Origin of the sequence: Stenotrophomonas sp. GD03794, from assembly GCF_029842145.1 — a bacterium.
GTDB classification, from domain to species: domain Bacteria; phylum Pseudomonadota; class Gammaproteobacteria; order Xanthomonadales; family Xanthomonadaceae; genus Stenotrophomonas; species Stenotrophomonas riyadhensis.
On sequence record NZ_JAOCFV010000008.1, the window covers coordinates 89,543 to 112,485 of the forward strand.

Genomic DNA, 22,943 nt, shown 5'->3' on the forward strand with positions numbered 1-22,943 from the left:
CGATTCACGCCAGCGCCGCGTCCACCGCAGCCCGCGCATGCAGTGCAGTGGTATCAAACAGCGGCACGGCGCTGTCCTCCGGCCCTACCAGCAGCATGATCTCGGTACAGCCCAGGATGATGGCTTCGGCACCGCGTGCCACCAGGCGCGCGATCACGTCGGCGTAGACCTGCCGCGAGCGTTCGCGGATCACACCGGCAATCAACTCCTGGTAGATGATGTCGTGCACGCTGCGACGATCATCGGCTTCGGGTACCAGTACCTCCAGCCCGAAGCGCTCCTGCAGCCGGCCGCGGTAGAAGTCCTGTTCCATGGTGAAGGCGGTGCCGAGCAGGCCCACCTTGCGAGCGCCTGCCTGCACGATGGCCTGGGCGGTGGGGTCGGCGATATGCAGCAGCGGGACGGCGCAGGCAGCCTCGATGCGGTCGGCCAGCTTGTGCATGGTGTTCGTGCAGATCAGCAGCAGATCGGCGCCGCCGGCCTGCAGGCGCCGTGCAGCGTCGGCCATGTGGTCGCCCAGCGCATCCCAGTCGCCGTCATGCTGCAGCTGCTTGATCGGGGCGAAGTCGACCGACCACAGCAGCAGCTGCGCCGAATGTGCGCCACCGAGGCGCTGCCGCACGTCCTCGTTGATGAGCCGGTAATACTGCGCCGAGCTTTCCCAGCTCATGCCGCCGATCAGGCCAAGGGTCTTCATGCACAGCTCCATGCCGGGGAGCCGTCATTGCAGCACAGCCGATGCGGGAGTTGCACTACACATTAGTGATTGCTAATGTGTTGGTCATGATCGAGAACGCCCTCTTCAAAGCGCTGGCCGACCCCACCCGCCGCCACATCTTCGAAAAGCTGGCCGAGGGCGGGCAGCATGCCAGCGCGCTGCGCGAGGGCATGGCGATCAGCCAGTCTGCGATGTCCCAGCACCTGGCGGTGCTGCGCGATGCCGGGCTGGTGAGCGAACAGCGCCAAGGCCGTTTCGTCCACTACGAGGTCGATCCGCGCGGGCTGGCGCACATCGGCAACTGGCTGCAGCGCTACCGGGCCTACTGGCCCGCGCGGATGGATGCCTTGCAGGATCTGCTGAAGGAGATGGACTGATGGACGATGTTCTGAACGAAGCGGCTCCCGCGTTGGTGATGGAGCAGTGGCTGCCAGCGCCACCGGAACGGGTCTGGCGCGCACTGTTCGATCCGGCGCTGCGTGAGCGCTGGTTGCCTGCGGCCGATCTTGCCGATCCGCAGCCTTGCCTGTGCGAGGAGGGGCGGGAACTGGGGTTCCACCTGCGCGATGCGCAGCCCCCGCATCTGCACAGCCTGGTGTGTTTCCGGCTGCGCGCGGACGGCGGGGGGACGGTGCTGACCATCGTGCATCGGCTCACCGACCTGCGCGCGCTGCTGCCGTTGGCCGCCAACGACGATCATCGCACCATGATGCGCGCGGCCTGAGCCGGCGCCTGGATCAAACGCTACAGGGAGCAGGCACATGCGGGACAGAATGCAGCTGATACCGATGGTGGTGGAACGCAGCGAGCGCGGTGAGCGCTCCCATGACATCTACTCGCGGCTCCTGCGCGAGCGCATCATCTTTCTCAACGGTGAAGTCGATGACACTGTGTCGGCGCTGGTCTGCGCGCAGCTGCTGTTCCTGGAATCGGAAAACCCGGAGAAGCCGATCCATCTGTACATCAACTCGCCGGGTGGGGTGATCTCCAGCGGCCTGGCGATGTACGACACCATGCAATACATCTCGGCCCCGGTGCATACGCTGTGCATGGGCACCGCGCGGTCGATGGGTTCGTTCCTGCTGATGGCCGGCGAGCCCGGTCACCGTGCGGCGTTGGCCAATGCCAGCCTGCATGTGCATCAGCCGCTGGGCGGGGTGCAGGGCCAGGCGTCGGACATCTTCATCCATGCCGAGGAAATGCAGCGCACCAAGCAGCGCATCACCCGGCTGTATGCGCAGCATTGCGGACGCAGTGTCGAGGAGGTCGAGCAGACCCTGGACCGCGATCGTTTCATGAGTGCCGAGCAGGCATGCGAATGGGGCTTGATCGACCAGGTACTGGTACGGCGCGACGTGCTTGCGGCCTGAGCTGCCTCTGTAACCACCGCATCCATGCTGCGCTGTGTGTGCCGCGCCAAGCCGGCGCACTCTATGCTGGTGGGATCTTCTGAAGTGGATGTCCGATATGGCCCTGCATACCTGGTGGTGGTTTCTCGCCACGGTGTTCGTTCTGTGTGGTACGCCGGGGCCGAACATGCTGCATATCCTCGGTCGCAGCGTCGGGCTCGGCTTTCGCGGTAGCGTGCCGGCGATGGCTGGCTGCCTGCTGGCGATGCTGCTGGTGCTGGCGGCCTCCGCAGCAGGCTTGAGTGCGCTGCTGCATTCCTCGCCGATGCTGTTTGAGGTGCTGCGCTATCTGGGCGTGGCCTATCTGGCCTGGCTGGGCCTGAAGGCATGGCGTGACAGTTGCCGGCCGGCACCACCGGTGACGGTCGATGCCGCGCTGCCGGTTGCGGCGTCGCTGGGCGCGTGGAAGGTGTTCCGTGGTGGCCTTCTGGTGGGCCTGAGCAATCCCAAGCTGCTGCTGTTCGCTGCGGCGTTCCTGCCGCAGTTCGTCGACCCGTCGCGTGGCCAGGCGCTGCAGTACAGCGTGCTGGTCGCCACCTTCGCCGGCTGCGAACTGTTCTGGTACGTGATGTATGCCGCCGGTGGCCATGGCCTGCGCCGATGGTTGGCCAAACCCTTCGCGCGGCGCTGGTTCGAGCGGCTGGTGGGCAGCGTTTTCCTGGCCTTTGCAGTGGCCCTGCTGCGTTTCCGCCCGCGCTGATTCACGCCGCGCACGCGGCCTGTTCACGACTGCCGCATCGGCTACGGCCTAGCCTGATCATCCAGTACGCAGTCCCCACGGGGAAAGGTTTGACATGATCAAGTGGGCCATCATCTTCGCCATCATCGGCGTCATTGCGGGCGTGCTCGGCTTCGGCGGCATTGCCGGCGCCGCGGTCGGCATCGCCAAGTTCCTGTTCTGGGCCGGCATCATCATCGCCGTGGTGCTGTTCCTGCTCGGCATGACCGTAGCGAAGAAGGTCAGCTAGCGTTGATCGCGCAGCAGCATGCTCAGTGTGCGCTGCTGTGCGAGAACAGATTGATCACCAGTACGCCAGCACAGATCAGGCCGATGCCGATCAACGCCGGTGCATCCAGGCGCTGCTTGAACACCACCAGCCCGATCAACGAGATCAGCACGATGCCGACGCCGGACCAGATGGCGTAGGCAATGCCGGTCGGTATCGATTTCATGGTCACCGACAGCAGGTAGAAGCACAGTCCATAGCCGACCAGCGCGCCCAGTGTCGGCGCCAGCCGGCTCATGCCGTCGGATGCCTTCAGCAGCGACGTGGCAATTACTTCCAGCACGATGGCAGCGGCAAGGTAGAGATAGGGATTCATTGAGCGCTCCTGCTCACTGCGGGTCGCATAGTTTCAGGGCCTGTTCGGCCATCGCCAATGCGTTGGCGCGTTCTTCCTCGTCCAGCGGACGCCCATAGGCCGTGGCCCAGTAGCCATCGGCAGCGCAGCGCGCCGCATACAGTCGCGGATCGTTGGCTTCGCCGGCGAACTCGGCCAGCATCGCACGCTTCCAGGTACGCCAATGCGCGAGCAGGGCTGGTTCCATCAGGTTGCCCAGGGTCAGGCCGATGTCGTTGTCCTGTTCCTGCTGCAGCAGATGCTCGAAATTGGCCTGCACATAGGCGCGGCTGAAACGGCCATGCCCTTCGGAGTTTTCCTGCAGCAGGGCACGCACCCGCGCTTCGAATTCGCCGATGAGCGCTCCGATGGCTTCATCCACCAGTGCCTGCTTGCTGCTGAAATGATGGAACAGCGCACCCTTGCTGACACCGGCGGCCTGTGCGACGTCCTGCACGGTCAACGCGGCCAGGCCATCTCGGCCGATCACTTCAATGGTGGCCTGCAGCAGTGACTGGCGCACGCTGTCGGGCGCCTTGCGGCGCGAGCGGGAGGGGGATGCGGACATGGCGGGAAGAAACCGACTGGACGGTACGATTGTAACGCAGGCCCGTGGCGTTACCGCGCTGCCGGCCAGGGCCGGCAGCGGAACCGTCATGCGTCGATGCGGGCGAAACGCGGCTGCGGTCCGTGTTCGCCCGCTACCTGTTCGACGAACATGGTATACGGGCGCACCCACAGGCCGCCTTCGCCATAGAGCGCGCGATACAGCACCAGTGGCTCCAGCGTCTCGCTGCTGCGGACGATATCGAGCACTTCGTACTCGCCGCCCTTGAAGTGGCGGTAGCGACCCGGGGCGAGGGTGGGTAGCGGGCTCAGCTCAGCCATGGGGTGCGCGCCTCACTTGCGTGCCGGGCTGGCCGGCTTCGCGCAGTAGGCATCGATGGCCTCGGCGGTATTGGCCAGGCCCTGTGCCTGTGCCAGTTCCCACGGGCGTTCGCAACGCTGGCTGTGCTCGCACCACTGGTAGCCGGCCGAACCAATGCATCCGTGGGCATCGCGATCGCCGCCCACCTTCGGTATCGCAGACGAGGTGGGCGCCGCATCGGCACGTGCGGCGGCGTCGTGCTGGTTGGCGCATGCGGTCAGCACCAGCAGGGCTGGAATCAGAAGAAGCGCTTTCATCGGGCGGGCTCCGTGCCTAAAGCGACAGTGTCTGTCGCAAATAGCCCTCCAGCAAGCGCTCAGTGCATGGCGGCGCGGATCAGCTCTTCAATCAGCACCAGATAGCTGGCCACGAAATAGAACTTCAGCAGCGTCCAGCGCTGCTGCGAGAAGAAGGTGCGCATGTGGAAGGGGCCCCTGTTGGTGACGGTAGTGTGAAGCTCCGTCAACTCCGTGACAAGGGTCACGGAACGGCTTCACTAAACAGCCTCAGGGATGTGAGGGTTGGGAAGCGCCCGACCGAATCCTGAGGCATTTTCGTACAAATCTGATAGGCCATCTCCGACGCGATCGATAGCCTGAGGGTGTACTGGCACGTGGCCCTGCCGCCTGTCACCGCCTCTTTCCTTCCGCAGGAGCTTCTCATGGTCTTTACTGTCCAATGCACTGCCCGGCACTGGTCCGTGTTGCATCCGAAGGCGGGTGACGCCACCCGTTACGCCCGCGGTGCCGATGCCTTCGACGCGGCCGCTGCGCTGGCCCTCGAGCACCATCGTCGCACCGGCCAGCGCAGCACGGTCCGGGTCGAGGCGCTCGGCAGCACCGTGGATGCGCTCCATATCGGGGAGTGACGCCACCGGCCGAGGCGCAGTCAGCCACGGTTGAGTTGTTTGAATGGGGAAAAAACCGCCGTGGTCGCCCCCCTGTGCGCCGCGCCACGAATCCCGGATGCTTGCGCCATCGTATTCATCCGGAGATTCCGATGGGCAAGGCACTCACCTGGCGAACTCTGGCCTGCACGCTGCTGCCGATGCTGGCGGCCGCAGGCGGCGCGCAGGCGCAGAGCTATGGCTACGGTTATGACGACGATCGCTATGGCGGTCGTGATGGCGGCGGCATCGTCCGCTGCGAATCGATCAAGAACCGCAGCAATGAATGCCGCCTGGAAGGCCGTGCCCGGATGATCCGCCAGTTGTCCGGTTCGCCGTGCGTGGAAGGCGAGACCTGGGGGCAATCGCGCTACGGTGTGTGGGTCACCCAGGGCTGCCGTGCCGAGTTCGTTGGCGAGTACCGCCGTGGCGGTGGCTGGGGTGGTGGCCATGGCAACGGCTGGGGTAACGGTGGCAATGGCTGGGGCGGGGGTGAGGTGATCACCTGCCATTCCAACGGCCACCGCCAGGAGTACTGTGATGCCCGCATCCGTCGTGGTGTGCGCCTGGTGCGTCAGGATTCACGCAGCGCCTGCATCGAGGGCCAGACCTGGGGCTGGAACCGTCGTGGCATCTGGGTCAGCGACGGCTGCCGGGCGCAGTTCCAGGTGAATTGAACTCGCCCATCGAAAATCAGAATAATCTGATACAGCTCACATTTTGAACGTCGTATCTTCTGTGATCAGGGCACCCCTGCGTGCCCCTGATCCGTCGCGATGAAGTCTGCCGTAACCGGCACGCCCGTCCCGCCACCGTCGATACGCTGCCTCAAGGAGTGAGCTGCATGTTGATCCGCCTGCAATGCGAGCAACGCCAATGGCGCGTGCTGCACCCGGACCGGCCGGAACCGATCGAGTTCCGCGATGGTGCCCGGGCCTACGATTTCGCTGAAACCCTTGCACGCCTCCACTTCGTCGACACCGGGCAGCGCGCTGCGGTGCGGGTGGAGGCCAGCGGTGCGTTCGTGGAAGCGGTCAGCTACGGCTGAGGGTTGGGGTTTCCGGCCAGATCATCGTTCCGGAGCCCGCTAGCCACGCACGGCGTGGATCTACTTTGCATCTGTCTCCACGCATGGCGTGGATCGACCCCTGTTCCGCAGTAGATCCACGCCATGCGTGGATCTACTGGTGGTGACCGGCTTCAGCCTGCCGCGCTGAGCGGCGGGGTCCCGGCAGCCAGCTGCGGCCAGCGCTTGAGCACTGCCGCACGAATGCCCGCCGCATCGATGCCGGCCTCGGCCAGCAGGTCCTCGCGGCTGGCGTGGTGCTGATAGCTGTCTGGCAGGCCCAGATGCAGGATCGGGCGCAGTACGCCTTCGGCGTTGAGCAGCTCGCCGACGCCGGAACCGGCGCCACCGGCCACCACGTTGTCTTCGATCGTCACCAGGCCCTCGTGCTGGGCGGCCACGGCCAGCACCAGCTCGCGGTCCAGCGGCTTGATGAAGCGCATGTTGACCACGCTCAGGCCCAGCTCGCGCCCGACCTGTTCGGCGGCCGCCACGGTGCTGCCAAAGGCCAGCAGTGCCACGCGGCTGCCCTGCAGGCGCCGCTCACCCTTGCCGATCGGCAGGGTCGACAGGTCGGTGCCGGCGGCCACGCCGGTGCCGGTGCCGCGCGGATAGCGCACGGCAGCCGGGCCCGGATGCTGCAGGCCAGTGCTGAGCATCTGCCGGCACTCGGCTTCGTTGGACGGTGCCATCACCACCATGTTCGGCACGCAGCGCAGGAAACTCAGGTCGAGGTTGCCGGCATGGGTGGCGCCGTCCGGGCCGACCACGCCGGCGCGGTCGATCGCGAACAGCACGTCCAGGTCCTGGATGGCCACGTCATGCACCAGCTGGTCGTACGCACGCTGCAGGAAGGTCGAGTAGATCGCCACCACCGGCTTGCCACCCTGGGTGGCCATGCCGGCGGCGAGGGTGACCGCGTGCTGTTCGGCAATTGCCACGTCGAAATAGCGCTGCGGGTATTCCTTGCTGAAGCGCACCAGGCCGGAGCCCTCGCGCATCGCTGGGGTGATGCCGTACAGGCGCGGCTCGGCGGCGGCGGCGTCACACAGCCAGTCGCTGAACACATCGGTGTAGGTCGGCTTCTTGGCACCGGCCTTGGCCACCAGGCCCTTGTCCGGATCGAACGGGCCGACGGCGTGGTAACCGATCTGGTCGCCTTCGGCCGGCTCGTAGCCCTTGCCCTTGGTGGTCATCACGTGCAACAGCTTCGGGCCCTTGGAGGCGCGCAGCGTCTTCAGCGTGGACAGCAGTGCCGGCATGTCGTGGCCGTCGATCGGACCGGTGTAGTGGAAGCCCATTTCCTCGAACATCGTGGACGGCACGAACATGCCCTTCCAGTGTTCTTCCCAGCGCTTCACGAAGCGCGCCGGGTTGTTCTTCTTGTCGCCGAGGATCTTCTTGCCGCCTTCGCGCAGCGCATTGAGCGTGCGGCTGCCGGTGGCGCGGCCGAGCATCTTGGTCAGGCCACCCACCGCCTCGGAGATCGACATGTTGTTGTCGTTGAGGATCACCAGCAGGTTCGGCTCGGGCTCCATGCCGCCGGCGTGCATCAGCGCTTCGAAGGCCATGCCGGCGGTCATTGCACCATCACCGATCACCGCAACGACCTGGCGGTTGTCGCCTTCGGACTGGCGGGCGATGGCCATGCCGAGTGCGGCCGAGATCGAGGTCGAGGAGTGGCCGACGCCGAAGGTGTCGTACTCGCTCTCTTCGCGCTTCGGGAATGGCGCGACGCCGTCCTTCTGCTTGACGGTGTGGATCTCGTCGCGGCGACCGGTCAGGATCTTGTGCGGGTAGGTCTGGTGACCGACGTCCCAGACCAGTTGGTCCTGCGGAGTCTGGTACAGGTAGTGCAGGGCCACGGTGAGTTCGATCACGCCCAGGCCGGCGGCGAAGTGGCCGCCGCTCTTGCCCACCGACTCGATGAGGTAGGCGCGCAGTTCGTCGGCGACCGCCCTCAATTCGGATTCGTCGAACGTGCGCAGGTCATCCGGTGTCTGGATGCGCGCGAGGCGGGGATAGCGGGCAGAGTCGATCATCATGTTCGCACTTGTTCTGAACGCCCATTTTCGCCCTCAAACGGGGGTGGGGCAAGCAAACGCCGCCGCCCGTGACAGGACGGTGAGGGTTGCATTTTCAGCGATTCAGGTGCTCAGTTTTGAGCGCTTGGGCAATTGCGCCTTCAGGAAGGCCATCTGGTCGGCCAGGATGTTGCGGTTGGACAGGATCAGGTGTTCGATCCAGCTGGGCCGGTAAGGCACCGCCAGCAACGGCATTCCGGCCTGCTGCGGGGTGCGGTCGCTCTTGCGCGAGTTGCAGTGGAAGCAGGCGGTGACCACGTTTTCCCAGCAGTCCAGGCCCCCCTTGGACAGCGGCATGACGTGGTCGCGGGTGAGCGTGGGGCGGTTGAACTGCTGGCCGCAGTACATGCACAGGTGCGCGTCGCGGGCGAACAGGGCCGGGTTGGTCAGGTTCGGCGTGGGGTCGATCGCGCGGGAGCGGGCGTGGCCGCGGGCGGCGATGATCGGGTGCAGGTCCATGCCGCTCTGCAGGCCGCTGAAGCGGTTGGTACCGCCGTGGATGTGCAGGCACGGATCGCCCAGCGTCCAGGCCACGGCTTCACGAGCGTAGAGGCAGGCCGCATCCTGCCAGGTGATCCAGTCCAGTACGCGTCCGTGGGCATCCAGCGAGAGCAGCCGGACCGAACCGGGGCGATGCAGCGTCGTGGCGTTGGGCGATGCTTCGGCGCCCGGAGCAGAAAACGGAGCTCCGGCTTCGATCAGACCCAAGCGTGTAGTGTCTGTCTCCATCGGGAGAACAGCTTATACCTGAATGTTGACGATTTGTGTATCGCCGGTTGGCGATACACAAATCGTCAACATTCAGGTCCACGCATTCCACCTATTCCCCGCGCCTGTCGGCGCGCCCCCTTTAACAAAAGGGGGCTTTTCTCCAGAGGGATTGTGGGGCGGGCTGTCAGGCTCGGGTCGGATCCCTTTCCGCAGGAAAGGGCTCTGACCCCGCATCCACGCATGGCGTGGATCTGCCGTGTCGACCAAGGTCGACACCTACCAGCAGCAGAAATCTGTCGAAGGCGGGGTGGGTCCGGTTGCGGGGGCGTGAGCCGCATGGATGCGGCGACCGAGCTTACATGGACGTACTTGCAGCGTCCCCCGCAATTGGACCCACCTCGCCACCCCGCAGGAAGCCAGCTCTTGCCGTTGATGTTGCTGTTGCGGTGGCCGGCCAGCGGCCGGCACTACCGCGGGTGCCGGGCGCAGCCCGGCTCAGGCGCCGAAGCGCTCGTCGTCCATCGCCATCAGCGGGGCGGCGCCGGCCTGGATCGCGGCGGCGTGGGCGAGGGTGCGCGGCAGCACGCGGGTGAAGTAGAACCGTGCGGTCTCGCGCTTGCCCTGGGCGAAGGCGGCGCCGTGCGCGCTGGCATCGGCGGCCGCCACGCTGCGGGCCCACCAGTAAGCCAGCACCACGTAGCCCGAATAGAACAGGTAGTCGTAGCTGGCTGCGCCCAGTTCGTCCGGGTTGGCGGCCGCGCGCTGCAGCACGTCCAGGGTCAGCTTGCCCCACTCGGCGGCCTTGGCGCGCAGCGGGCCGATGAACTCGGCCAGCGCTTCGTTGCCCTCGTTGGCCTTGGCGAACGCCTCGATCTCGGCCAGCATCAGCTTCAGGCCGGCGCCCTGGCTGGACGCGGTCTTGCGGCCGATCAGGTCCAGCGCCTGAATGCCGGTGGTGCCTTCATACAGCGTGGTGATGCGGGCATCGCGGGCCAGCTGCTCCATGCCGTGTTCGCGGATGTAGCCGTGGCCACCGAAGCACTGCAGGGCGTTGTAGGTGTTCTCGATGCCCCATTCGGTCTGGCAGGCCTTGGAGATCGGGGTCAGGAAGCTCACCAGGGTGTCGGCGCGCTCGCGCTCGGCGGCATCCTCGGCGTGGTGGGCGACGTCGATCAGGGTGGCGGCGTGCAGGGCCAGCAGGCGGCTGCCTTCGACCAGCGACTTCACCGTCAGCAGCATGCGGCGCACATCCGGATGGACCAGGATCGGGTCGGCCGGCTTGTCCGGGAACTTGGCGCCGCTCAGGGCGCGCGACTGCAGGCGCTCACGGCTGTACTTCAGTGCGTTCTGGTAGGCGCGCTCGGACAGGCCGATGCCCTGCAGGCCGACGCCCAGGCGCGCGGTGTTCATCATGGTGAACATGGCCTGCAGGCCCTTGTGCGGCTGGCCGACCAGGTAACCCTGCGCACCATCGAAGTTCATCACGCAGGTAACCGACCCCTTGATGCCCATCTTGTGCTCGATCGAGCCGCAGCGCAGTGCGTTGCGCTCGCCGACGTTGCCTTCGCGGTCGACCTTGAACTTCGGGGTGACGAACAGCGAGATGCCCTTGGCACCCGGAGGAGCGTCGGGCAGTTTGGCCAGCACCAGGTGCACGATGTTGCCGGTCAGGTCATGCTCGCCGGCGGTGATGAAGATCTTGGTGCCGGTGATCGAATAGCTGCCATCGGCATTCGGCTCGGCCTTGGTCTTGAGCAGGCCCAGGTCGGTGCCGCAGTGCGGTTCGGTCAGGCACATGGTGCCGGTCCAGCGGCCCTCGATCAGCGGCTTCAGGAAGGCCTCGTGCTGCCAGGCTTCGCCGTGCTGCTTCAGCGCTTCGATGGCGCCGTGCGAGAGCAGCGGGAAGTTGCCCCACGCCAGGTTGGCGGCATTGATCATTTCGTTGAGCGGCACGCCCAGGGTGTGCGGCAGTCCCTGGCCGCCCAGCTCCGGCGAGGCGGTCAGGCCGGTCCAGCCGCCATCGACGAACTGGTCGTAGGCCTGCTTGAAGCCGGGCGGGGTGGTCACTTCGCCGGTGGCCTGGTCGAGCACGCAGCCGATCTCGTCGCCGACGCTGTTGAGCGGGGCCAGCACGGTGGCGCTGAAGCGGCCGGCTTCTTCCAGCACGGCATCGACCACGTCGGCGGTGGCGTCGGTGAAGCCCAGGCGGGCGAACAGGGGTTCGACCTTGAGCACGTCGTGCAGGGCGAAACGGAGGTCGGAAAGCGGGGCGGTGTAGCTGCTCATCGGTACGTCTCGATTTGATCAGGGCAGGGGAGAGCGGCGCGGGGCGCCGCGACGAAAGGCGGGTTCAGCGCAGTACGCCGGGCAGGCCGGGGGCCTGGTTGAGGGTGCTGCGGCTGCTGATGTCGAAGCTGCGCTGCTTCTTTTCCTGCGGCGTGGCCGCCACCGTTCCCTTCAGGCCATAGGCCAGGGTGCGGTTGCCGGCCAGCGCGTCGGCCACCACCAGGCGTGCGGCCGAGCTGGGCACGAGGTCGACATTGATGACGTCGGCGGAGGTGCCGCCGATGGAGATGCCGGGCTTGGCCATCAGGGTGCCGGCGTCGCTGTCGCCGACAGTCAGCGCCAGTGCGACATCATCGAAGGTCATCGGCATGGAACTGTAGTTCTGCAGGCGCAGGGCCACGGTCCAGTTGCCGTCGGCGCGCACGGTCAGCTGCTGCAGGCTGGCCGCCGGTTCCGAAACACGCTTGACGATGCCGTTGTTGCAGGCAACAAGGGCGAGGGTGCACAGGACGATCAAGGCGATACGGAAGCGGTGGAGCATGGGCGCAGGTCCTCTGGAGGGGTGCGTTGGATAAGCATACTACGGCGTATGGTTGTTTGGAGCGCCTGTGGCGACCCGTCGCAGAGGGTAGCGCGTGAAGATGGCGGACGGGCGTGCGCGGCGCCGGATCGAGCGCGCGTGGTGCGCCGGATTGCGGCGCGGTTCAATCGGTGGCCGTATCGCGCAACGGAGCCATCAGGCGCAGTGGTCCGAGGTCGTAGCCCATGGCTTCGGCTTTTTCTTTCAGCTGTTCGAACCGGGCGCGATCCATTTCCGGCAGGCGCGAGAGAATCCACAGGTACTTGCGGTCCGGTTCACCGACCAGCGCCCATTGGTAGTCCGGGTCCAGTGCCAGAACCCAGTAGTCGGCCCAGACCAGTGGCACCCAGCTCAGCCAGTCCGGCACGAAGCGCACCTGCAACTGGCCGGGATGGCCGGCAACCGGGCGCGCCACGCCTTCAGCCACCACGCGTTCGCCATCGCCGTTGCGGCAGGCATTGGTGACACTGATGCGGCCATCGCGGCGCAGCCCGTAGTTGGCGGTGATCTCGCCGACACACTGCTTCTGGAACGACACCGGCAGGTGCGCGATCTCGTGCCACTGGCCTGCATAGCGGTCGATGTCCAGCGTGTCGACTGCACGCACCGGTTCGGCGGCGATCACCGGAAAGACGGCCAGCAGCAGGCAGGCGAGCAGGGCGGGGCGCAGAGGCATCGGCAGGCTCCAGGCAGGAGTCTGGAGCGTAGGTGCCACGGCACGGGCCGGTGTAAATGTTTCGTCAACCGGGTGGTGTGGCCGCCGCTTGCGCGGAGTGCGAACAAAAAAAAGACCTGCATTTCTGCAGGTCTCTGAAGATGGTGGCCGAAGACGGAATCGAACCGCCGACACGGGGATTTTCAATCCCCTGCTCTACCAACTGAGCTACTCGGCCAAATTGTGTGGCAACCGTGATCAAACCCGGTTTCCGGAAAAAAAAGACCCGCATTTCTGCAGGCCTTCGAAAGTGGTGGCCGAAGACGGAATCGAACCGCCGACACGGGGATTTTCAATCCCCTGCTCTACCAACTGAGCTACTCGGCCACATGTTTCGTAGCAGCGAGGTCGCTGCCAAGGAGGCGTATATTACGGAGGTCGGCAGTCTTCGGCAAGCGTTTCGCCAAGATTTCTTCACATTGCCGTCTGCGCGCTCGCAAGTGCTTGATCCTCCGTTGTGGGGCGGGCGTGGCCAATCGATCATCGCCTGCCGTGGAAATCAGCGGGTCGCCGCGAGCGCGAATGCTGCAAGGGCAGGGGCTGCGCCGGACCCGCGCGGGTCCGGGCAATGGAACGCTGTTTTCGTGGCCGCCATCGGGGATCGTCGCGGCGTAGTGTCGGCAGTCCTTTCCTGATGCTGGCAACAGCAGAGACCTGGCCATGTCCGATCCCTCGACCACCTCCCGCATCGTGCTTGCGTCGCGTCCGCAGGGAGCGCCAAGCGCGGCCAACTTCCGCCTGGAACAGGCTGCGCTGCCGGCATTGGCGGATGGCGAAGTGCTGCTGCGCAACCGCTACCTGTCGTTGGACCCCTACATGCGTGGACGCATGGACGAGGGCCCGTCGTACGCCGCGCCGGTGGCGGTGGGCGCGGTGATGGAGGGCCAGACCGTGGCCGAAGTGCTGCGATCCAACGCCGAAGGTGTGGCGGTGGGAGATCTGCTGCTGGCGCCGGGCGGTTGGCAGACCCATGTGGTACTGCCGGCCAAGGCGCTGGGGCGTCGGCTGGATCCGGCCGGCCTGCCGTTGAGTACGGCGCTGGGCGTGTATGGCATGCCCGGTTTCACCGCCTATTCCAGCCTGCATGAAATCGCCCGCCTGAAGCCAGGCGAGACGCTGGTGGTGGCCGCCGCGACCGGGCCGGTCGGCGCGACTGTGGCGCAGCTGGCCAAGCTGCAGGGCGCGCGCGTGGTCGCCATCGCCGGTGGCGAAGCCAAGCGCGCCTATCTGCAGACGCTGGGGGTGGACGTGGCGCTGGATCATCGCGCCGCTGATTTCGCCGCGCAGCTGCGCGCAGCGGTGCCTGCGGGCATCGATGTGTACTTCGAGAATGTCGGCGGGCATGTGCTGGATGCGGTGCTGCCGCTGCTCAATGACTTCGCCCGCATTCCGGTCTGCGGCACCATCGCCACCTACAACGAGCGCGGCGTCGAGCAGCCCGGCCCTGATCGCCTGCCGGCATTGTTCAGCCAGATCCTGCGCCAGCGCCTGACCGTGCGTGGTTTCATCGTGCACGACTTCAACCACCTGTGGCCGGACTTCGAACGCGAGATGCCGCAATGGCTGCGCGAAGGCCGCGTCCAGTACCGCGAGGATGTGGTGGAAGGGCTGGAGAATGCGCCGGAGGCGTTCTTCGGGCTGCTGAAGGGGCACAACTTCGGCAAGCTGGTGGTGAAGCTGGATTGAGAGCTTGGTGGCGTGCCGACCAAGGTCGGCACCTACCGGAAGCTGGGCGTGCCGACCAAGGTCGGCACCTACCGGAAGCTGGGCGTGCCGACCAAGGTCGGCACCCACGTCAGGCAGTCGAGGCCTTCTCGCGGCGCAGCAGTTCGCGCTTGCGCGCTACGCCCCAGGCATAGCCGGACAGGTCGCCGTCGCGGCGCACCACGCGGTGGCAGGGTACGGCCACCGCCAACGGATTGCTTGCGCATGCGCGTGCGACGGCACGGCTCGAGCGCGGCGCGCCGATGCGCGCGGCGATATCCGCATACGAGGCGGTCTGCCCACGTGGGATCTGCTGCAGCGCCTGCCACACCCGTTGCTGGAACGCGGTGCCACGGATATCCAGCGGCAGCGTGGCGCCTCGCGAAGGATCCTCGACCAGGCCCACCACCTGTGCCACCAGTTGCTCGTAGCCCTGGTCGGCGCCGACCAGTTCGGCTTGGCGGAAGCGTTGTTGCAGCGACTGCAGCAGTGTCTCCGGATCGTCGCCGAGCAGGATCGCGACCACGCCGGTCCCGCTGCTGGCCACCAGCACGCTGCCAAGGGAACTTTCGGCAAGCGCGAAGTGGATGACTTCGCCGCGCCCCCCTGCGCGCCATTGCTTGGGCGTCATGCCCAGCAACTTCGGTGCGTTCTCGTAGAAGCGTCCACTGGAACCGAAGCCAGCATCGTGGAAGGCGTCGGTGATGCGTTCCTGTTGTTCCAGCCCGGTGCGCAGGCGGTCAGCGCGCAGCGCGGCGGCGTACTGCTTGGGGGTCAGCCCGGTGGACTGCTTGAACAGGCGATGCAAGCGCGTCGGGCTGCAGCCAGCGATATCGGCCAGTTCCTGCAGCGAGGGTTCGTCGAGGCTGGCCTGCAGGTGCCGGCAGACCCGTTCGATGCGGTCATTGAGGGCGGTGGTGGCGGTACTGTCCATGGCCGGATTCTGGCACGTGCCGGTGCTGCGGAAACTCCGTTTCCTGCACCCGTCAGCAAGGTCCGGAAACGGAGTGTTGGCGGGCCGAAGGCACGGCATCGTGGCGGCCACTTCACCACCGGTACCACGATCATGCGCCTGAACAACAAGATCGCCCTCATCACCGGAGCCAGCGCCGGCATCGGCCGCGCCAGCGCGCTGCGCTTCGCCGCCGAAGGGGCAAAGCTGGTGCTCAATGCACGGCGGCTGGAACCGCTGCAGGCGCTGGCCGAACAGATCCGCGCCGCCGGTGGGGAAGTGGTGGTGCATGCTGCCGACGTGGCCGACCCAGGCACGGCGCAGGCGCTGGTCGATCTGGCCCAGCAGTCCTTCGGCGGCCTGGATGTCGCGCTCAACAATGCCGGCATGCTCGGCCCCGGTGTACCGGCCGCGGAGTTCCCGCTGGACGCCTGGCGCGAGGTGATGGCCACCAATCTGGATGCCGCTTTCCATGCCGCACGCGCACAGTTGCCGGCACTGATTGCGCGTGGCGGCGGCTCGCTGGTGTTCGTCGGGACCTTCGTCGGCCACACCGTGGGATTCCCGGGCATGGCAGCCTATGCGTCGAGCAAGGCCGGGCTGATCGGCCTGAGTCAGGTGATCGCTGCCGAATACGGTGCGCGCGGCGTGCGCAGCAACGTACTGCTGCCCGGTGGCACCGATACCGAAATGGGCCGGCAGGCCGCACCGACCGGCGATGCCCGCGACTTCGTGCGCTCGCTGCACGCACTCAAGCGCCTCGCCGAGCCGGAAGAGATCGCCAATGCCGCGTTGTTCCTGGCCAGCGATGAAAGCAGTTTCGTTACCGGCAGCGCGATGCGCGTGGAGGGTGGGGTGTCGATCACCCGTACCTGAGTGGGGGGGGGCATCGGCGAAATCAGGATTGCAGCTGCACACGCTGTTGGCGCAGGACTGACCTGCTGATTACCCGGCGATCTCTAGGGTAGGGCTAGCGTCGGCGCCCCGCCGGCGAAGGAGCGATGGATGAGTGAGCGCGAGAAAGACCAGGGCGACCCGAAGCAGGGCGTGCAGGAAAGCCGCCAGGACAGGAAGCAGGACGATGTGGCCAGGCAGCGGCCGGGGCAGCGCGACCAGCAGGTGCGTGATGCGCATTCGCGCGATCCGAAGCGCAAGGACGGCGGGCAGGATCCCGCCTGAGCGGGCCGCTGAAAAGAAAAAACCCGTAGATCACGGAGATCTACGGGTTCTTCTGAATGGTGGTGGAGCCAAGGAGGATCGAACTCCTGACCTCGTCATTGCGAACGACGCGCTCTCCCAGCTGAGCTATGGCCCCACGGCAGGCTTTCAGTGTAGCGCTGCCTGCCGGGCTTGCCAAGCGTTGGGCCGGGACGGCGGCAGGCGTGGATCTGACGCCGTCCCCAGCCGGTTCAGGCCAGCGCCTGGCGCAGCAGATCTCCCGCGCGCTGTGCCGCCACTGCAGTGGCGGTGCTGACCGCCTGCAGGTGGATGCAGGCGTGGATCATCCCGGGCAGGCGTTCCAGCGTGCAGTCGATACCTGCCGCCTGCAGCCGCCCTGCGTACTGCTCGGCCTCGTCGCGCAGCGGGTCGTGCTCGCAGCTGAGGATGGTGGCTGGTGCCAGCCCCTGCAGGTCGGTTGCGTGGGCGGGCGAGGCCAGCGCCGACGGTTGGGCCAGACCACCCAGATAGGCCTGCCAGCAGCGCTGCATCAGTTTGGCGCTGAGGTAATAGCCCGTGGCGTAGTCCCGGTAGGAATCGCTGCCCATGCCAGCATCCAGCGCCGGGTACAGCAGCAACTGGTGGCACGGTTGCGGCAGGCCCCGTTCGCGCAGCAGCAGGCAGCAGGCGGCGGCGAGATTGCCACCGGCGCTGTCGCCACCGATTGCCAGGCGCTGTGGGTCCAGGCCGAGGCGATCCGCATTGGCCTGCAACCACCGCCAAGCGTCGGCGACGTCATGTAGTGGAACCGGGAACGGGTGCTCCGGCGCCAGCCGGTAGCCGACCGCGGCGATCACGCAGCCGCTGGCATTGGCCAATGCCCGGCAGGGTCCGTCATAGACCGCCAGCGAGCACTGGAACCAGCCGCCACCGTGGGCGAACAGCAGAGCCGGTACCGGTCCATCGGGCAGCCCTTCCGGCGTGTAGAAACGCAGCTCCAACGCATGCCCGTCGCGCGCGATTACCGTGTGCTCGATCACGTGTGCGACGGCCTGTGGTGCTCCCTGCAACTGTGGCAGCGCGCTCTCGCTGATCACCCGCAGTTCGCGCAGGTCTTCCGGCAGCGCATGGGCGGCGACGGCGTCGACGAACTCCTGCAGCGCCGGTTCAAGCAGCATGGCGTGCCTCCAGCAGGAAGGGCAGCAACTGCGCCAGGAACGCCTGCGGTGCTTCTTCCATGATGAAGTGGCCGCAGCCCGGCACGATGCTGCCGCGTACATCGTCGGCATGTGGCTGCAGGGTCAGCATCGGCGCATCGCCGGTGGCGTGCTCGGCGCCGATGGCCAGTACCGGCATTGGCAGGCGGCGCTGCGCACGCTGCTTGTTCTGGCGGATCGTCTCCGGAATCGCGCGATACCAGGCGAAACCTGCGCGCAATGCGCCCGGACGGCTGTAGGCGGCAATGTAGGTGTCGGCGGCCACCGCATCGCGGCGGTACGACCAGCGATCGAACATGAATTCCAGGTAGGCGCGCTCGCGGCCACTGATCAGTGCCTCGGGCAGGTCGGCCACCTGGTTGAACATGAAGTGCCAGAGGAAGATGTTGTCGGCGGGTGCAGCAAAGATGCCCGGTTCCGGGGCCAGGCCGGGAATCACCGCTTCGGTGACGGCCAGCTGGCGCACCGCCTGCGGCTGGTCGCTGGCCAGCGCATAGGCGATCCACATGCCGATGTCATGCCCGACCACCTGATAACGGTCGTGGCCCAGCGCCTGCATGGTCTGGTGCAGGACGGCGGCGGCGCTGCCGGTGTCGTAGCCGTGGGCGGGGCGATCGGATTCGCCGATGCCCGGCGGATCCACGGCAATCGCTTCGAAGCCGGCCTCGGCCAGGGCGTGCAGTACGTGGCGCCAGGCGTACCAGGTCTGCGGCCAGCCGGGAATCAGCAGCACGGGTTCACCGTGGCCCGCGGACACGCAATGCACGCGCTGGCCATCGATGCGCAGGTAGTGGTGGCGCAGCGAAGCGTCGCCGGCAGCGCCAGCGGAAAGGGAAGTGGTCATGGGGGAGTGCTCCGTGGGGGCTCAGGCGATGCCGAGCATGTGCTGCATCTGCGCGGTGCTGATCGGTGCACCGGCGAAGTCGTCGAAGATCTTGTCGGTGACCGGAATGATGTGGTCGCGGATGAATGCAGCGCCTTCGCGTGCACCGGCTTCCTGGTCCTTCAGGCAGCACTCCCACTCCAGCGTCGCCCACCCCTGGTAGTCGTACTGGGCCAGCTTGGAGAAGATCGACTTGAAATCGACCTGGCCGTCGCCCAGCGAGCGGAAGCGACCGGCCCGTTCGGTCCAGTCGGCATAGCCGCCATAGATGCCCTGGCGGCCGCTGGGGCGGAACTCCGCATCCTTGACGTGGAACATGCGGATCAGCGGGTGATAGATGTCCAGGTACTCCAGGTAGTCCAGCTGCTGCAGGACGAAGTGGCTGGGATCGAACAGGATTCGGCAGCGCTCGTGCTGGCCGACGCGTTCGAAGAAGCGCTCGAAGCTGGTGCCGTCATGCAGGTCTTCGCTGGGATGGATCTCATAGCAGAGGTTGATGCCGTTGTCCTCGCAGGTATCGAGGATCGGCCGCCAGCGTCGTGCCAGTTCGTCGAACGCCGCGTCGATCAGGCCCGGCGGGCGCTGCGGGAACGGGAACAGGTACGGCCAAGCGAACGAGCCGGAGAAGGTGCCCATGTCCTGCAGGCCGAGCCGTCGCGAGGCACGGGCGGCCAGGTGCAGCTGCTGCTGCGCCCATTCGCTGCGCGCCCTCGGATTGCCGCGCAGTGCTTCCGGGGCGAAGCCATCGCAGAGTTCATCGTAGGCCGGATGCACGGCCACCAGCTGGCCGAGGATGTGGGTGGTCAGTTCGCTGACCTGCAGGCCGTGCTCGGCCAGTGTGCCGCGGATGTCATCGCAGTAGTCCTGGCTGTCGGCGGCGGTGGCCAGGTCGAACAGGCGTGCATCCCACGCGGGAATCTGCAAGGCCTTGAAGCCATGGCCGGCGGCCCACGCGGCAATGCCGGCGAGGCTGTTGAACGGGGCCTGGTCGCCGGCGAACTGCGCCAGGTGCAGGCTGGGGCCCTTGAGGGTCTGCATGTGTTGCTCCAATTGTTTGTCGATCAACAAAGAATAGGCGTGACCCTCGCGGCGGTCAACACCCGCGTTACACTGCGCGCCTCACTGGAGCAGGCAGGCAGATGGCAGGGCGACCGCGCGAATTCGACAGGGACCAGGCGTTGCGCAAGGCGATGCTGCTGTTCTGGCAGCACGGTTATGAAGGCACGTCGATGTCGGCACTGGTCGAGGCACTGGGCATCGCCTCTGCACGCATCTACGCCGCGTTCGGCAGCAAGGAGCAGTTGTTCCGCGAAGCCGTTGCGCTGTACGAGGACGGCGAGGGCGGCTTCGCGCCGCGCGCGCTGGAGCAGGCAACGCTGCGCGAGGCGATCGGGTCCATGCTGCGTGACGCCGTGTTGACCTACACCCGGCGTGGGCGGCCGCACGGTTGCCTGGTGGTGTCTTCGGCCAGCAGCGTCTCGCCCGATGGCGAGGGCGTCCGGGACTGGTTGGCCAGCCATCGTCGCCAGCGTACGGCGGCGATCATCGCGCGCCTGCAGCAGGCGCAGTCCGAAGGGCAGCTGGCCGGCGATGTGGCGGTGCAGGCACTGGGCGATCACTTCGCCACGGTGCTGCACGGCATCTCGGTGCAGGCCCGCGACGGCATCAGCCGCGAGCGACTGCTGGCGATGGTCGATATCGCGCTGACCCCGTTGCCCTGAGATCCGGGGTCAGATCCGTTTCCCCTTGGGAAACGGATCTGACCCCAGGCGGTGCTGGCTGACTGTGCCGAAACCGCTTGTTTCGCCGGGTTTGGGTGCTGCGCAACGAAATCGTAACAATTTGGGGGATAATGGCGGCTTGCGCAGTTGTCCTCCTTTTTGCCGCCCGGCTCGCGCAGGCCGCACGGACGCCTCCTCAGAGCATTTCATGCCCTCCCATTCCGATTCCCGCCGCCTGTCGGGTATGTCGTCTTCCTTCGTTTCCTTCCGCCGCCACCCGCTGGCCCTGGCCTGTGCTGGCCTGGCCCTGGTCGACAGCTTCGGTGCCGCCGCGCAGGATAGCGCGCCGACCCCGACCGGCCTGGACACGATCACCGTGACCGCCGAACACCGCGAGCAGAACCTGCAGGAAGTGCCGGTCTCGGTCGGCGTGGTGCAGGGCGAGCGCATGCGCGACTTCACCGCCGGCGGCGACGACACCCTGCTGGCACTGTCCGGCCGCGTGCCGAGCCTGTATGCGGAAACCACCACCGGCCGCATCTTCCCGCGCTTCTACATCCGCGGCCTGGGCAACATCGATTTCTACCTGGGTGCCTCGCAGCCGGTGTCGATCATCCAGGACGACGTGGTGCTGGAACACGTGGTGCTGAAGTCCAACCCGGTCTATGACGTGGACCAGGTGGAAGTGCTGCGCGGCCCGCAGGGCTCGCTGTTCGGCCGCAACACCACCGCCGGCATCATCAAGTTCGATACCCTGAAGCCGACCCAGGACTACACCGGCCGCGTCAGCGCCAGCTATGCGACCTACAACAGCGTGTCGATCGACGGCGGCTTCGGCGGCCCGATCAACGACATCGCCTCGTTCCGCGTGTCGGCCCTGTACCAGCACCGCGACGACTACGTCGACAACACCTACAAGGGCCCGAGCGCCGACGGCACGGTCAGCCCGAAGAAGAACGCCATGGGCGGCTTCGATGACCGCAACGTGCGTGCGCAGCTGCTGCTGACCCCGAGCGACCAGTTCTCGATCCTGGCCTCGGCCCACGCCCGTGATTACGAGGGCACCTCGACCCTGTTCCTGCGCGGTGCGCTGACCAAGGGCTCGAACAAGACCGACGTGCCGCGCGACAAGGTCGCCTACGACGAAGCCGACAACAACCCGCAGGCCTACAAGACCTACGGTGGTTCGGTGAAGGCACGTTACGACTTCGGCGCGATCGACTTCACCTCGATCACCGCCTACGAAACCACCTCCGGCTACAGCCGCGGCGACACCGACGGCGGCGCTGCGGTGAACTTCCCGGTCAACGGGGTGCCGAACGGCTACGGCCAGTCGATGGGCCGCATCCGCGACCTGGACCAGTGGACCCAGGAGTTCCGCCTGGCCAGCCATGACGACAGCGCCCTGCAGTGGCAGGCCGGTGCGTTCTATTTCAACGGCAGCGACACCACCGACTTCTACCAGCGCGCGTGGTTCCTGCAGGGCGCGGCACGCAACCCGAACAACTGGGTGCGCCTGCGCAACAAGAACACCTCGTGGGCCGGTTTCGGCCAGATCAGCTACGCCTTCACCGACAAGTTCACCGTCACCGCCGGCCTGCGCCAGACCAAGGACGAGAAGCACACCCGTCTGCTGAAGACCGCTGATACCGCCGCCGGCGTGGTCACTTACAAGGGCCGCACCGACGTCAAGATGTCCGATACCACCCCGAGCTGGGATCTGAGCGCGATGTACCAGATCACGCCGGACGTGAGCGTCTACGCCAAGGTCGCACGCGGCTTCCGCGGCCCGACCATCCAGGGCCGTTCGGCGGTGTTCAATGCCGATTTCACCACCGCCGATTCCGAGACCATCCTGTCCTGGGAAGCGGGCGTGAAGAGCAGCCTGTGGGACAACCGCCTGCGCCTGAACGCCACCGCGTTCACCTACACCGTCAACGACATCCAGCTCAACGGCAACGATTCGGACGGCAACGGCGTGCTGTTCAACGCCGACAAGGCCAAGGCCTACGGTTTCGAAGCCGACATGGAGCTGCGCCCGATCCCGAACCTGACCCTGAGCGCCGGCCTGAGCCTGCTGCACAGCGAGATCAAGGACAAGCGCGTGTATGCGCAGGTCTGCGGCCTCAACGGCCAGGTGGTGTGCACGGTGAATGACCCGACCATCAAGGTCGGTGCCAACACCTTCGCCCAGATCGACGGCAACCCGCTGCCGAACGCGCCGAAGTACAACGTCAACCTGGCCGCCCGCTATGACTTCCCGGTCAGCGATGCCGGCACCATGTTCGTCTCCACCGACTGGAACAAGCAGGGCTACACCAGCTTCGTGCTGTACGACAGCAAGGAGTTCAATTCCAAGGGTGACTTCGAGGGTGGCCTGAAGATCGGCTACTCGGGCAACTACGGTGCCTACGAAGTGGCGCTGTTCGCGCGCAACATCACCAACGAGAAGAACCTCAAGGGTGTGATCGAGAACTACATGGCCGCGGTCTACAACGAGCCGCGCACCGTGGGTGTCTCGCTGAACATGAACTGGTAATGCGCTGTCGCGGTGGCGGGCCGTCCCGCCATCGCGCTGCTGGAA

Annotated in this window: 27 protein-coding genes and 3 tRNA genes; 13 read left to right on the plus strand and 17 right to left on the minus strand. The window is 66.3% G+C overall.

Features of this window, described 5'->3' with window-relative positions; genetic code table 11:
* Window positions 1–4: 4 nt before the first annotated feature.
* The gene (locus N5D91_RS07085; RefSeq protein ID WP_180853659.1) at window positions 5–697 is read right to left on the minus strand and encodes an aspartate/glutamate racemase family protein; all 693 of its coding nucleotides are present in this window, start codon (window positions 695–697) and stop codon (window positions 5–7) included.
* A gap of 86 nt (window positions 698–783) precedes the next feature.
* Here N5D91_RS07085 and N5D91_RS07090 point away from each other — a divergent pair, with 86 nt between their 5' ends.
* The 5 genes from N5D91_RS07090 to N5D91_RS07110 all read left to right on the plus strand — a co-directional run bounded on the left by N5D91_RS07090 (window position 784) and on the right by N5D91_RS07110 (window position 3,095).
* On the plus strand, window positions 784–1,095 hold the full coding sequence (locus N5D91_RS07090; RefSeq protein WP_042358872.1) for a metalloregulator ArsR/SmtB family transcription factor: 312 nt from the start codon (window positions 784–786) through the stop codon (window positions 1,093–1,095).
* Window positions 1,095–1,442, plus strand: coding sequence for a polyketide cyclase (locus tag N5D91_RS07095; protein WP_088026629.1), 348 nt, complete (start codon window positions 1,095–1,097; stop codon window positions 1,440–1,442). Before N5D91_RS07090 ends, N5D91_RS07095 begins: the two co-directional genes overlap by 1 nt.
* Window positions 1,443–1,479: 37 nt before the next feature.
* Window positions 1,480–2,088 carry an ATP-dependent Clp protease proteolytic subunit gene (locus tag N5D91_RS07100; RefSeq protein ID WP_049462118.1) on the plus strand — a complete coding sequence of 203 codons (609 nt, stop codon included), beginning with the start codon at window positions 1,480–1,482 and terminating at the stop codon, window positions 2,086–2,088.
* Between the two features lie 97 nt (window positions 2,089–2,185).
* A complete protein-coding gene (locus N5D91_RS07105) occupies window positions 2,186–2,827 on the plus strand; it encodes a LysE family translocator (RefSeq protein WP_032128667.1) in 642 nt (213 codons plus the stop codon).
* Between the two features lie 94 nt (window positions 2,828–2,921).
* Window positions 2,922–3,095, plus strand: coding sequence for a DUF1328 domain-containing protein (locus N5D91_RS07110; RefSeq protein WP_006380555.1), 174 nt, complete (start codon window positions 2,922–2,924; stop codon window positions 3,093–3,095).
* Window positions 3,096–3,117: 22 nt separating this feature from the next.
* Here the strand turns inward: N5D91_RS07110 and N5D91_RS07115 are convergent, their stop codons facing one another.
* The 4 genes from N5D91_RS07115 to N5D91_RS07130 form a co-directional block, all read right to left on the minus strand.
* Window positions 3,118–3,450, minus strand: a complete 333-nt coding sequence (locus N5D91_RS07115) for an SMR family transporter (RefSeq protein WP_110712970.1) — start codon at window positions 3,448–3,450, stop codon at window positions 3,118–3,120.
* 13 nt (window positions 3,451–3,463) lie between these two features.
* Window positions 3,464–4,036, minus strand: a complete 573-nt coding sequence (locus N5D91_RS07120) for a TetR/AcrR family transcriptional regulator (RefSeq protein WP_279908110.1) — start codon at window positions 4,034–4,036, stop codon at window positions 3,464–3,466.
* An 86-nt stretch (window positions 4,037–4,122) separates the two neighbouring features.
* The gene (locus N5D91_RS07125) at window positions 4,123–4,356 is read right to left on the minus strand and encodes a DUF1653 domain-containing protein (RefSeq protein WP_180853657.1); all 234 of its coding nucleotides are present in this window, start codon (window positions 4,354–4,356) and stop codon (window positions 4,123–4,125) included.
* A 12-nt stretch (window positions 4,357–4,368) separates the two neighbouring features.
* Window positions 4,369–4,653: a hypothetical protein gene (locus N5D91_RS07130; protein ID WP_032128670.1), complete on the minus strand. Its 285-nt coding sequence runs from the start codon at window positions 4,651–4,653 to the stop codon at window positions 4,369–4,371.
* Window positions 4,654–5,057: 404 nt separating this feature from the next.
* Between N5D91_RS07130 and N5D91_RS07135 the strand changes: the two genes are divergently transcribed.
* The 3 genes from N5D91_RS07135 (at window position 5,058) to N5D91_RS07145 (ending at window position 6,330) form a co-directional block, all read left to right on the plus strand.
* Window positions 5,058–5,264, plus strand: a complete 207-nt coding sequence (locus N5D91_RS07135) for a hypothetical protein (protein ID WP_049423877.1) — start codon at window positions 5,058–5,060, stop codon at window positions 5,262–5,264.
* 131 nt (window positions 5,265–5,395) lie between these two features.
* A complete protein-coding gene (locus N5D91_RS07140; RefSeq protein WP_049401711.1) occupies window positions 5,396–5,959 on the plus strand; it encodes a DUF3011 domain-containing protein in 564 nt (187 codons plus the stop codon).
* 167 nt (window positions 5,960–6,126) lie between these two features.
* Window positions 6,127–6,330 (plus strand): hypothetical protein, encoded by a 204-nt coding sequence (locus N5D91_RS07145; RefSeq protein WP_005417823.1) that lies wholly within the window; start codon window positions 6,127–6,129, stop codon window positions 6,328–6,330.
* Window positions 6,331–6,482: 152 nt separating this feature from the next.
* On the opposite strand, the gene dxs is transcribed toward N5D91_RS07145, so the two are convergent.
* From dxs to N5D91_RS07180, 7 genes are all read right to left on the minus strand, one after another.
* Entirely contained in the window at window positions 6,483–8,390 is a 1,908-nt protein-coding gene (dxs, locus tag N5D91_RS07150; RefSeq protein WP_180853715.1) for a 1-deoxy-D-xylulose-5-phosphate synthase, read from the minus strand.
* 105 nt (window positions 8,391–8,495) lie between these two features.
* The gene (locus tag N5D91_RS07155) at window positions 8,496–9,161 is read right to left on the minus strand and encodes an HNH endonuclease (protein ID WP_019336875.1); all 666 of its coding nucleotides are present in this window, start codon (window positions 9,159–9,161) and stop codon (window positions 8,496–8,498) included.
* A 477-nt stretch (window positions 9,162–9,638) separates the two neighbouring features.
* Window positions 9,639–11,429 (minus strand): acyl-CoA dehydrogenase C-terminal domain-containing protein, encoded by a 1,791-nt coding sequence (locus N5D91_RS07160; protein ID WP_180846244.1) that lies wholly within the window; start codon window positions 11,427–11,429, stop codon window positions 9,639–9,641.
* A 64-nt stretch (window positions 11,430–11,493) separates the two neighbouring features.
* Entirely contained in the window at window positions 11,494–11,970 is a 477-nt protein-coding gene (locus N5D91_RS07165; RefSeq protein ID WP_110712962.1) for an LEA type 2 family protein, read from the minus strand.
* 163 nt (window positions 11,971–12,133) lie between these two features.
* Window positions 12,134–12,685, minus strand: a complete 552-nt coding sequence (locus N5D91_RS07170) for a lipocalin family protein (protein WP_153855911.1) — start codon at window positions 12,683–12,685, stop codon at window positions 12,134–12,136.
* A gap of 141 nt (window positions 12,686–12,826) precedes the next feature.
* Window positions 12,827–12,902 (minus strand) — tRNA-Phe (locus tag N5D91_RS07175).
* 73 nt (window positions 12,903–12,975) lie between these two features.
* Window positions 12,976–13,051 (minus strand) — tRNA-Phe (locus N5D91_RS07180).
* A 333-nt stretch (window positions 13,052–13,384) separates the two neighbouring features.
* On the opposite strand from N5D91_RS07180, the gene N5D91_RS07185 reads away from it, so the two are divergent.
* Window positions 13,385–14,410, plus strand: coding sequence for an NADP-dependent oxidoreductase (locus N5D91_RS07185; RefSeq protein WP_153855912.1), 1,026 nt, complete (start codon window positions 13,385–13,387; stop codon window positions 14,408–14,410).
* 109 nt (window positions 14,411–14,519) lie between these two features.
* Here the strand turns inward: N5D91_RS07185 and N5D91_RS07190 are convergent, their stop codons facing one another.
* Window positions 14,520–15,362: a methylated-DNA--[protein]-cysteine S-methyltransferase gene (locus N5D91_RS07190; protein ID WP_180853656.1), complete on the minus strand. Its 843-nt coding sequence runs from the start codon at window positions 15,360–15,362 to the stop codon at window positions 14,520–14,522.
* 132 nt (window positions 15,363–15,494) lie between these two features.
* On the opposite strand from N5D91_RS07190, the gene N5D91_RS07195 reads away from it, so the two are divergent.
* Together N5D91_RS07195 and N5D91_RS07200 are read left to right on the plus strand one after the other, a co-directional pair.
* Window positions 15,495–16,256, plus strand: a complete 762-nt coding sequence (locus N5D91_RS07195) for an SDR family oxidoreductase (RefSeq protein ID WP_153855914.1) — start codon at window positions 15,495–15,497, stop codon at window positions 16,254–16,256.
* Window positions 16,257–16,385: 129 nt separating this feature from the next.
* Complete coding sequence (locus N5D91_RS07200) at window positions 16,386–16,559, plus strand: hypothetical protein (RefSeq protein WP_008268700.1); 174 nt, start codon at window positions 16,386–16,388, stop codon at window positions 16,557–16,559.
* A 60-nt stretch (window positions 16,560–16,619) separates the two neighbouring features.
* On the opposite strand, the gene N5D91_RS07205 is transcribed toward N5D91_RS07200, so the two are convergent.
* The 4 genes from N5D91_RS07205 to N5D91_RS07220 form a co-directional block, all read right to left on the minus strand.
* Window positions 16,620–16,695 (minus strand) — tRNA-Ala (locus N5D91_RS07205).
* 94 nt (window positions 16,696–16,789) lie between these two features.
* Window positions 16,790–17,716, minus strand: a complete 927-nt coding sequence (locus tag N5D91_RS07210; RefSeq protein WP_180853655.1) for an alpha/beta hydrolase — start codon at window positions 17,714–17,716, stop codon at window positions 16,790–16,792.
* Window positions 17,706–18,599, minus strand: a complete 894-nt coding sequence (locus N5D91_RS07215; protein WP_110712949.1) for an alpha/beta hydrolase — start codon at window positions 18,597–18,599, stop codon at window positions 17,706–17,708. The genes N5D91_RS07210 and N5D91_RS07215 overlap by 11 nt, the downstream gene beginning before the upstream one ends.
* A gap of 21 nt (window positions 18,600–18,620) precedes the next feature.
* The gene (locus tag N5D91_RS07220; RefSeq protein ID WP_153855917.1) at window positions 18,621–19,676 is read right to left on the minus strand and encodes a sugar phosphate isomerase/epimerase family protein; all 1,056 of its coding nucleotides are present in this window, start codon (window positions 19,674–19,676) and stop codon (window positions 18,621–18,623) included.
* A gap of 101 nt (window positions 19,677–19,777) precedes the next feature.
* On the opposite strand from N5D91_RS07220, the gene N5D91_RS07225 reads away from it, so the two are divergent.
* Both N5D91_RS07225 and N5D91_RS07230 read left to right on the plus strand, forming a co-directional pair.
* Complete coding sequence (locus tag N5D91_RS07225) at window positions 19,778–20,359, plus strand: TetR/AcrR family transcriptional regulator (protein ID WP_110712947.1); 582 nt, start codon at window positions 19,778–19,780, stop codon at window positions 20,357–20,359.
* Between the two features lie 208 nt (window positions 20,360–20,567).
* Entirely contained in the window at window positions 20,568–22,898 is a 2,331-nt protein-coding gene (locus tag N5D91_RS07230) for a TonB-dependent receptor (RefSeq protein ID WP_180853654.1), read from the plus strand.
* Window positions 22,899–22,943: the final 45 nt, after the last annotated feature.

Excerpts from the sequence above, each read along its gene's own strand:
- N5D91_RS07085 (WP_180853659.1), bottom strand. The coding sequence starts at position 697 with ATGAAGACCCTTGGCCTGATCGGCGGCATGAGCTGGGAAAGCTCGGCG.
- N5D91_RS07090 (WP_042358872.1), top strand. The coding sequence starts at position 784 with ATGATCGAGAACGCCCTCTTCAAAGCGCTGGCCGACCCCACCCGCCGC.
- N5D91_RS07095 (WP_088026629.1), top strand. The coding sequence starts at position 1,095 with ATGGACGATGTTCTGAACGAAGCGGCTCCCGCGTTGGTGATGGAGCAG.
- N5D91_RS07100 (WP_049462118.1), top strand. The coding sequence starts at position 1,480 with ATGCGGGACAGAATGCAGCTGATACCGATGGTGGTGGAACGCAGCGAG.
- N5D91_RS07105 (WP_032128667.1), top strand. The coding sequence starts at position 2,186 with ATGGCCCTGCATACCTGGTGGTGGTTTCTCGCCACGGTGTTCGTTCTG.
- N5D91_RS07110 (WP_006380555.1), top strand. The coding sequence starts at position 2,922 with ATGATCAAGTGGGCCATCATCTTCGCCATCATCGGCGTCATTGCGGGC.
- N5D91_RS07115 (WP_110712970.1), bottom strand. The coding sequence starts at position 3,450 with ATGAATCCCTATCTCTACCTTGCCGCTGCCATCGTGCTGGAAGTAATT.
- N5D91_RS07120 (WP_279908110.1), bottom strand. The coding sequence starts at position 4,036 with ATGTCCGCATCCCCCTCCCGCTCGCGCCGCAAGGCGCCCGACAGCGTG.
- N5D91_RS07125 (WP_180853657.1), bottom strand. The coding sequence starts at position 4,356 with ATGGCTGAGCTGAGCCCGCTACCCACCCTCGCCCCGGGTCGCTACCGC.
- N5D91_RS07130 (WP_032128670.1), bottom strand. The coding sequence starts at position 4,653 with ATGAAAGCGCTTCTTCTGATTCCAGCCCTGCTGGTGCTGACCGCATGC.
- N5D91_RS07135 (WP_049423877.1), top strand. The coding sequence starts at position 5,058 with ATGGTCTTTACTGTCCAATGCACTGCCCGGCACTGGTCCGTGTTGCAT.
- N5D91_RS07140 (WP_049401711.1), top strand. The coding sequence starts at position 5,396 with ATGGGCAAGGCACTCACCTGGCGAACTCTGGCCTGCACGCTGCTGCCG.
- N5D91_RS07145 (WP_005417823.1), top strand. The coding sequence starts at position 6,127 with ATGTTGATCCGCCTGCAATGCGAGCAACGCCAATGGCGCGTGCTGCAC.
- dxs (WP_180853715.1), bottom strand. The coding sequence starts at position 8,390 with ATGATCGACTCTGCCCGCTATCCCCGCCTCGCGCGCATCCAGACACCG.
- N5D91_RS07155 (WP_019336875.1), bottom strand. The coding sequence starts at position 9,161 with ATGGAGACAGACACTACACGCTTGGGTCTGATCGAAGCCGGAGCTCCG.
- N5D91_RS07160 (WP_180846244.1), bottom strand. The coding sequence starts at position 11,429 with ATGAGCAGCTACACCGCCCCGCTTTCCGACCTCCGTTTCGCCCTGCAC.
- N5D91_RS07165 (WP_110712962.1), bottom strand. The coding sequence starts at position 11,970 with ATGCTCCACCGCTTCCGTATCGCCTTGATCGTCCTGTGCACCCTCGCC.
- N5D91_RS07170 (WP_153855911.1), bottom strand. The coding sequence starts at position 12,685 with ATGCCTCTGCGCCCCGCCCTGCTCGCCTGCCTGCTGCTGGCCGTCTTT.
- N5D91_RS07185 (WP_153855912.1), top strand. The coding sequence starts at position 13,385 with ATGTCCGATCCCTCGACCACCTCCCGCATCGTGCTTGCGTCGCGTCCG.
- N5D91_RS07190 (WP_180853656.1), bottom strand. The coding sequence starts at position 15,362 with ATGGACAGTACCGCCACCACCGCCCTCAATGACCGCATCGAACGGGTC.
- N5D91_RS07195 (WP_153855914.1), top strand. The coding sequence starts at position 15,495 with ATGCGCCTGAACAACAAGATCGCCCTCATCACCGGAGCCAGCGCCGGC.
- N5D91_RS07200 (WP_008268700.1), top strand. The coding sequence starts at position 16,386 with ATGAGTGAGCGCGAGAAAGACCAGGGCGACCCGAAGCAGGGCGTGCAG.
- N5D91_RS07210 (WP_180853655.1), bottom strand. The coding sequence starts at position 17,716 with ATGCTGCTTGAACCGGCGCTGCAGGAGTTCGTCGACGCCGTCGCCGCC.
- N5D91_RS07215 (WP_110712949.1), bottom strand. The coding sequence starts at position 18,599 with ATGACCACTTCCCTTTCCGCTGGCGCTGCCGGCGACGCTTCGCTGCGC.
- N5D91_RS07220 (WP_153855917.1), bottom strand. The coding sequence starts at position 19,676 with ATGCAGACCCTCAAGGGCCCCAGCCTGCACCTGGCGCAGTTCGCCGGC.
- N5D91_RS07225 (WP_110712947.1), top strand. The coding sequence starts at position 19,778 with ATGGCAGGGCGACCGCGCGAATTCGACAGGGACCAGGCGTTGCGCAAG.
- N5D91_RS07230 (WP_180853654.1), top strand. The coding sequence starts at position 20,568 with ATGCCCTCCCATTCCGATTCCCGCCGCCTGTCGGGTATGTCGTCTTCC.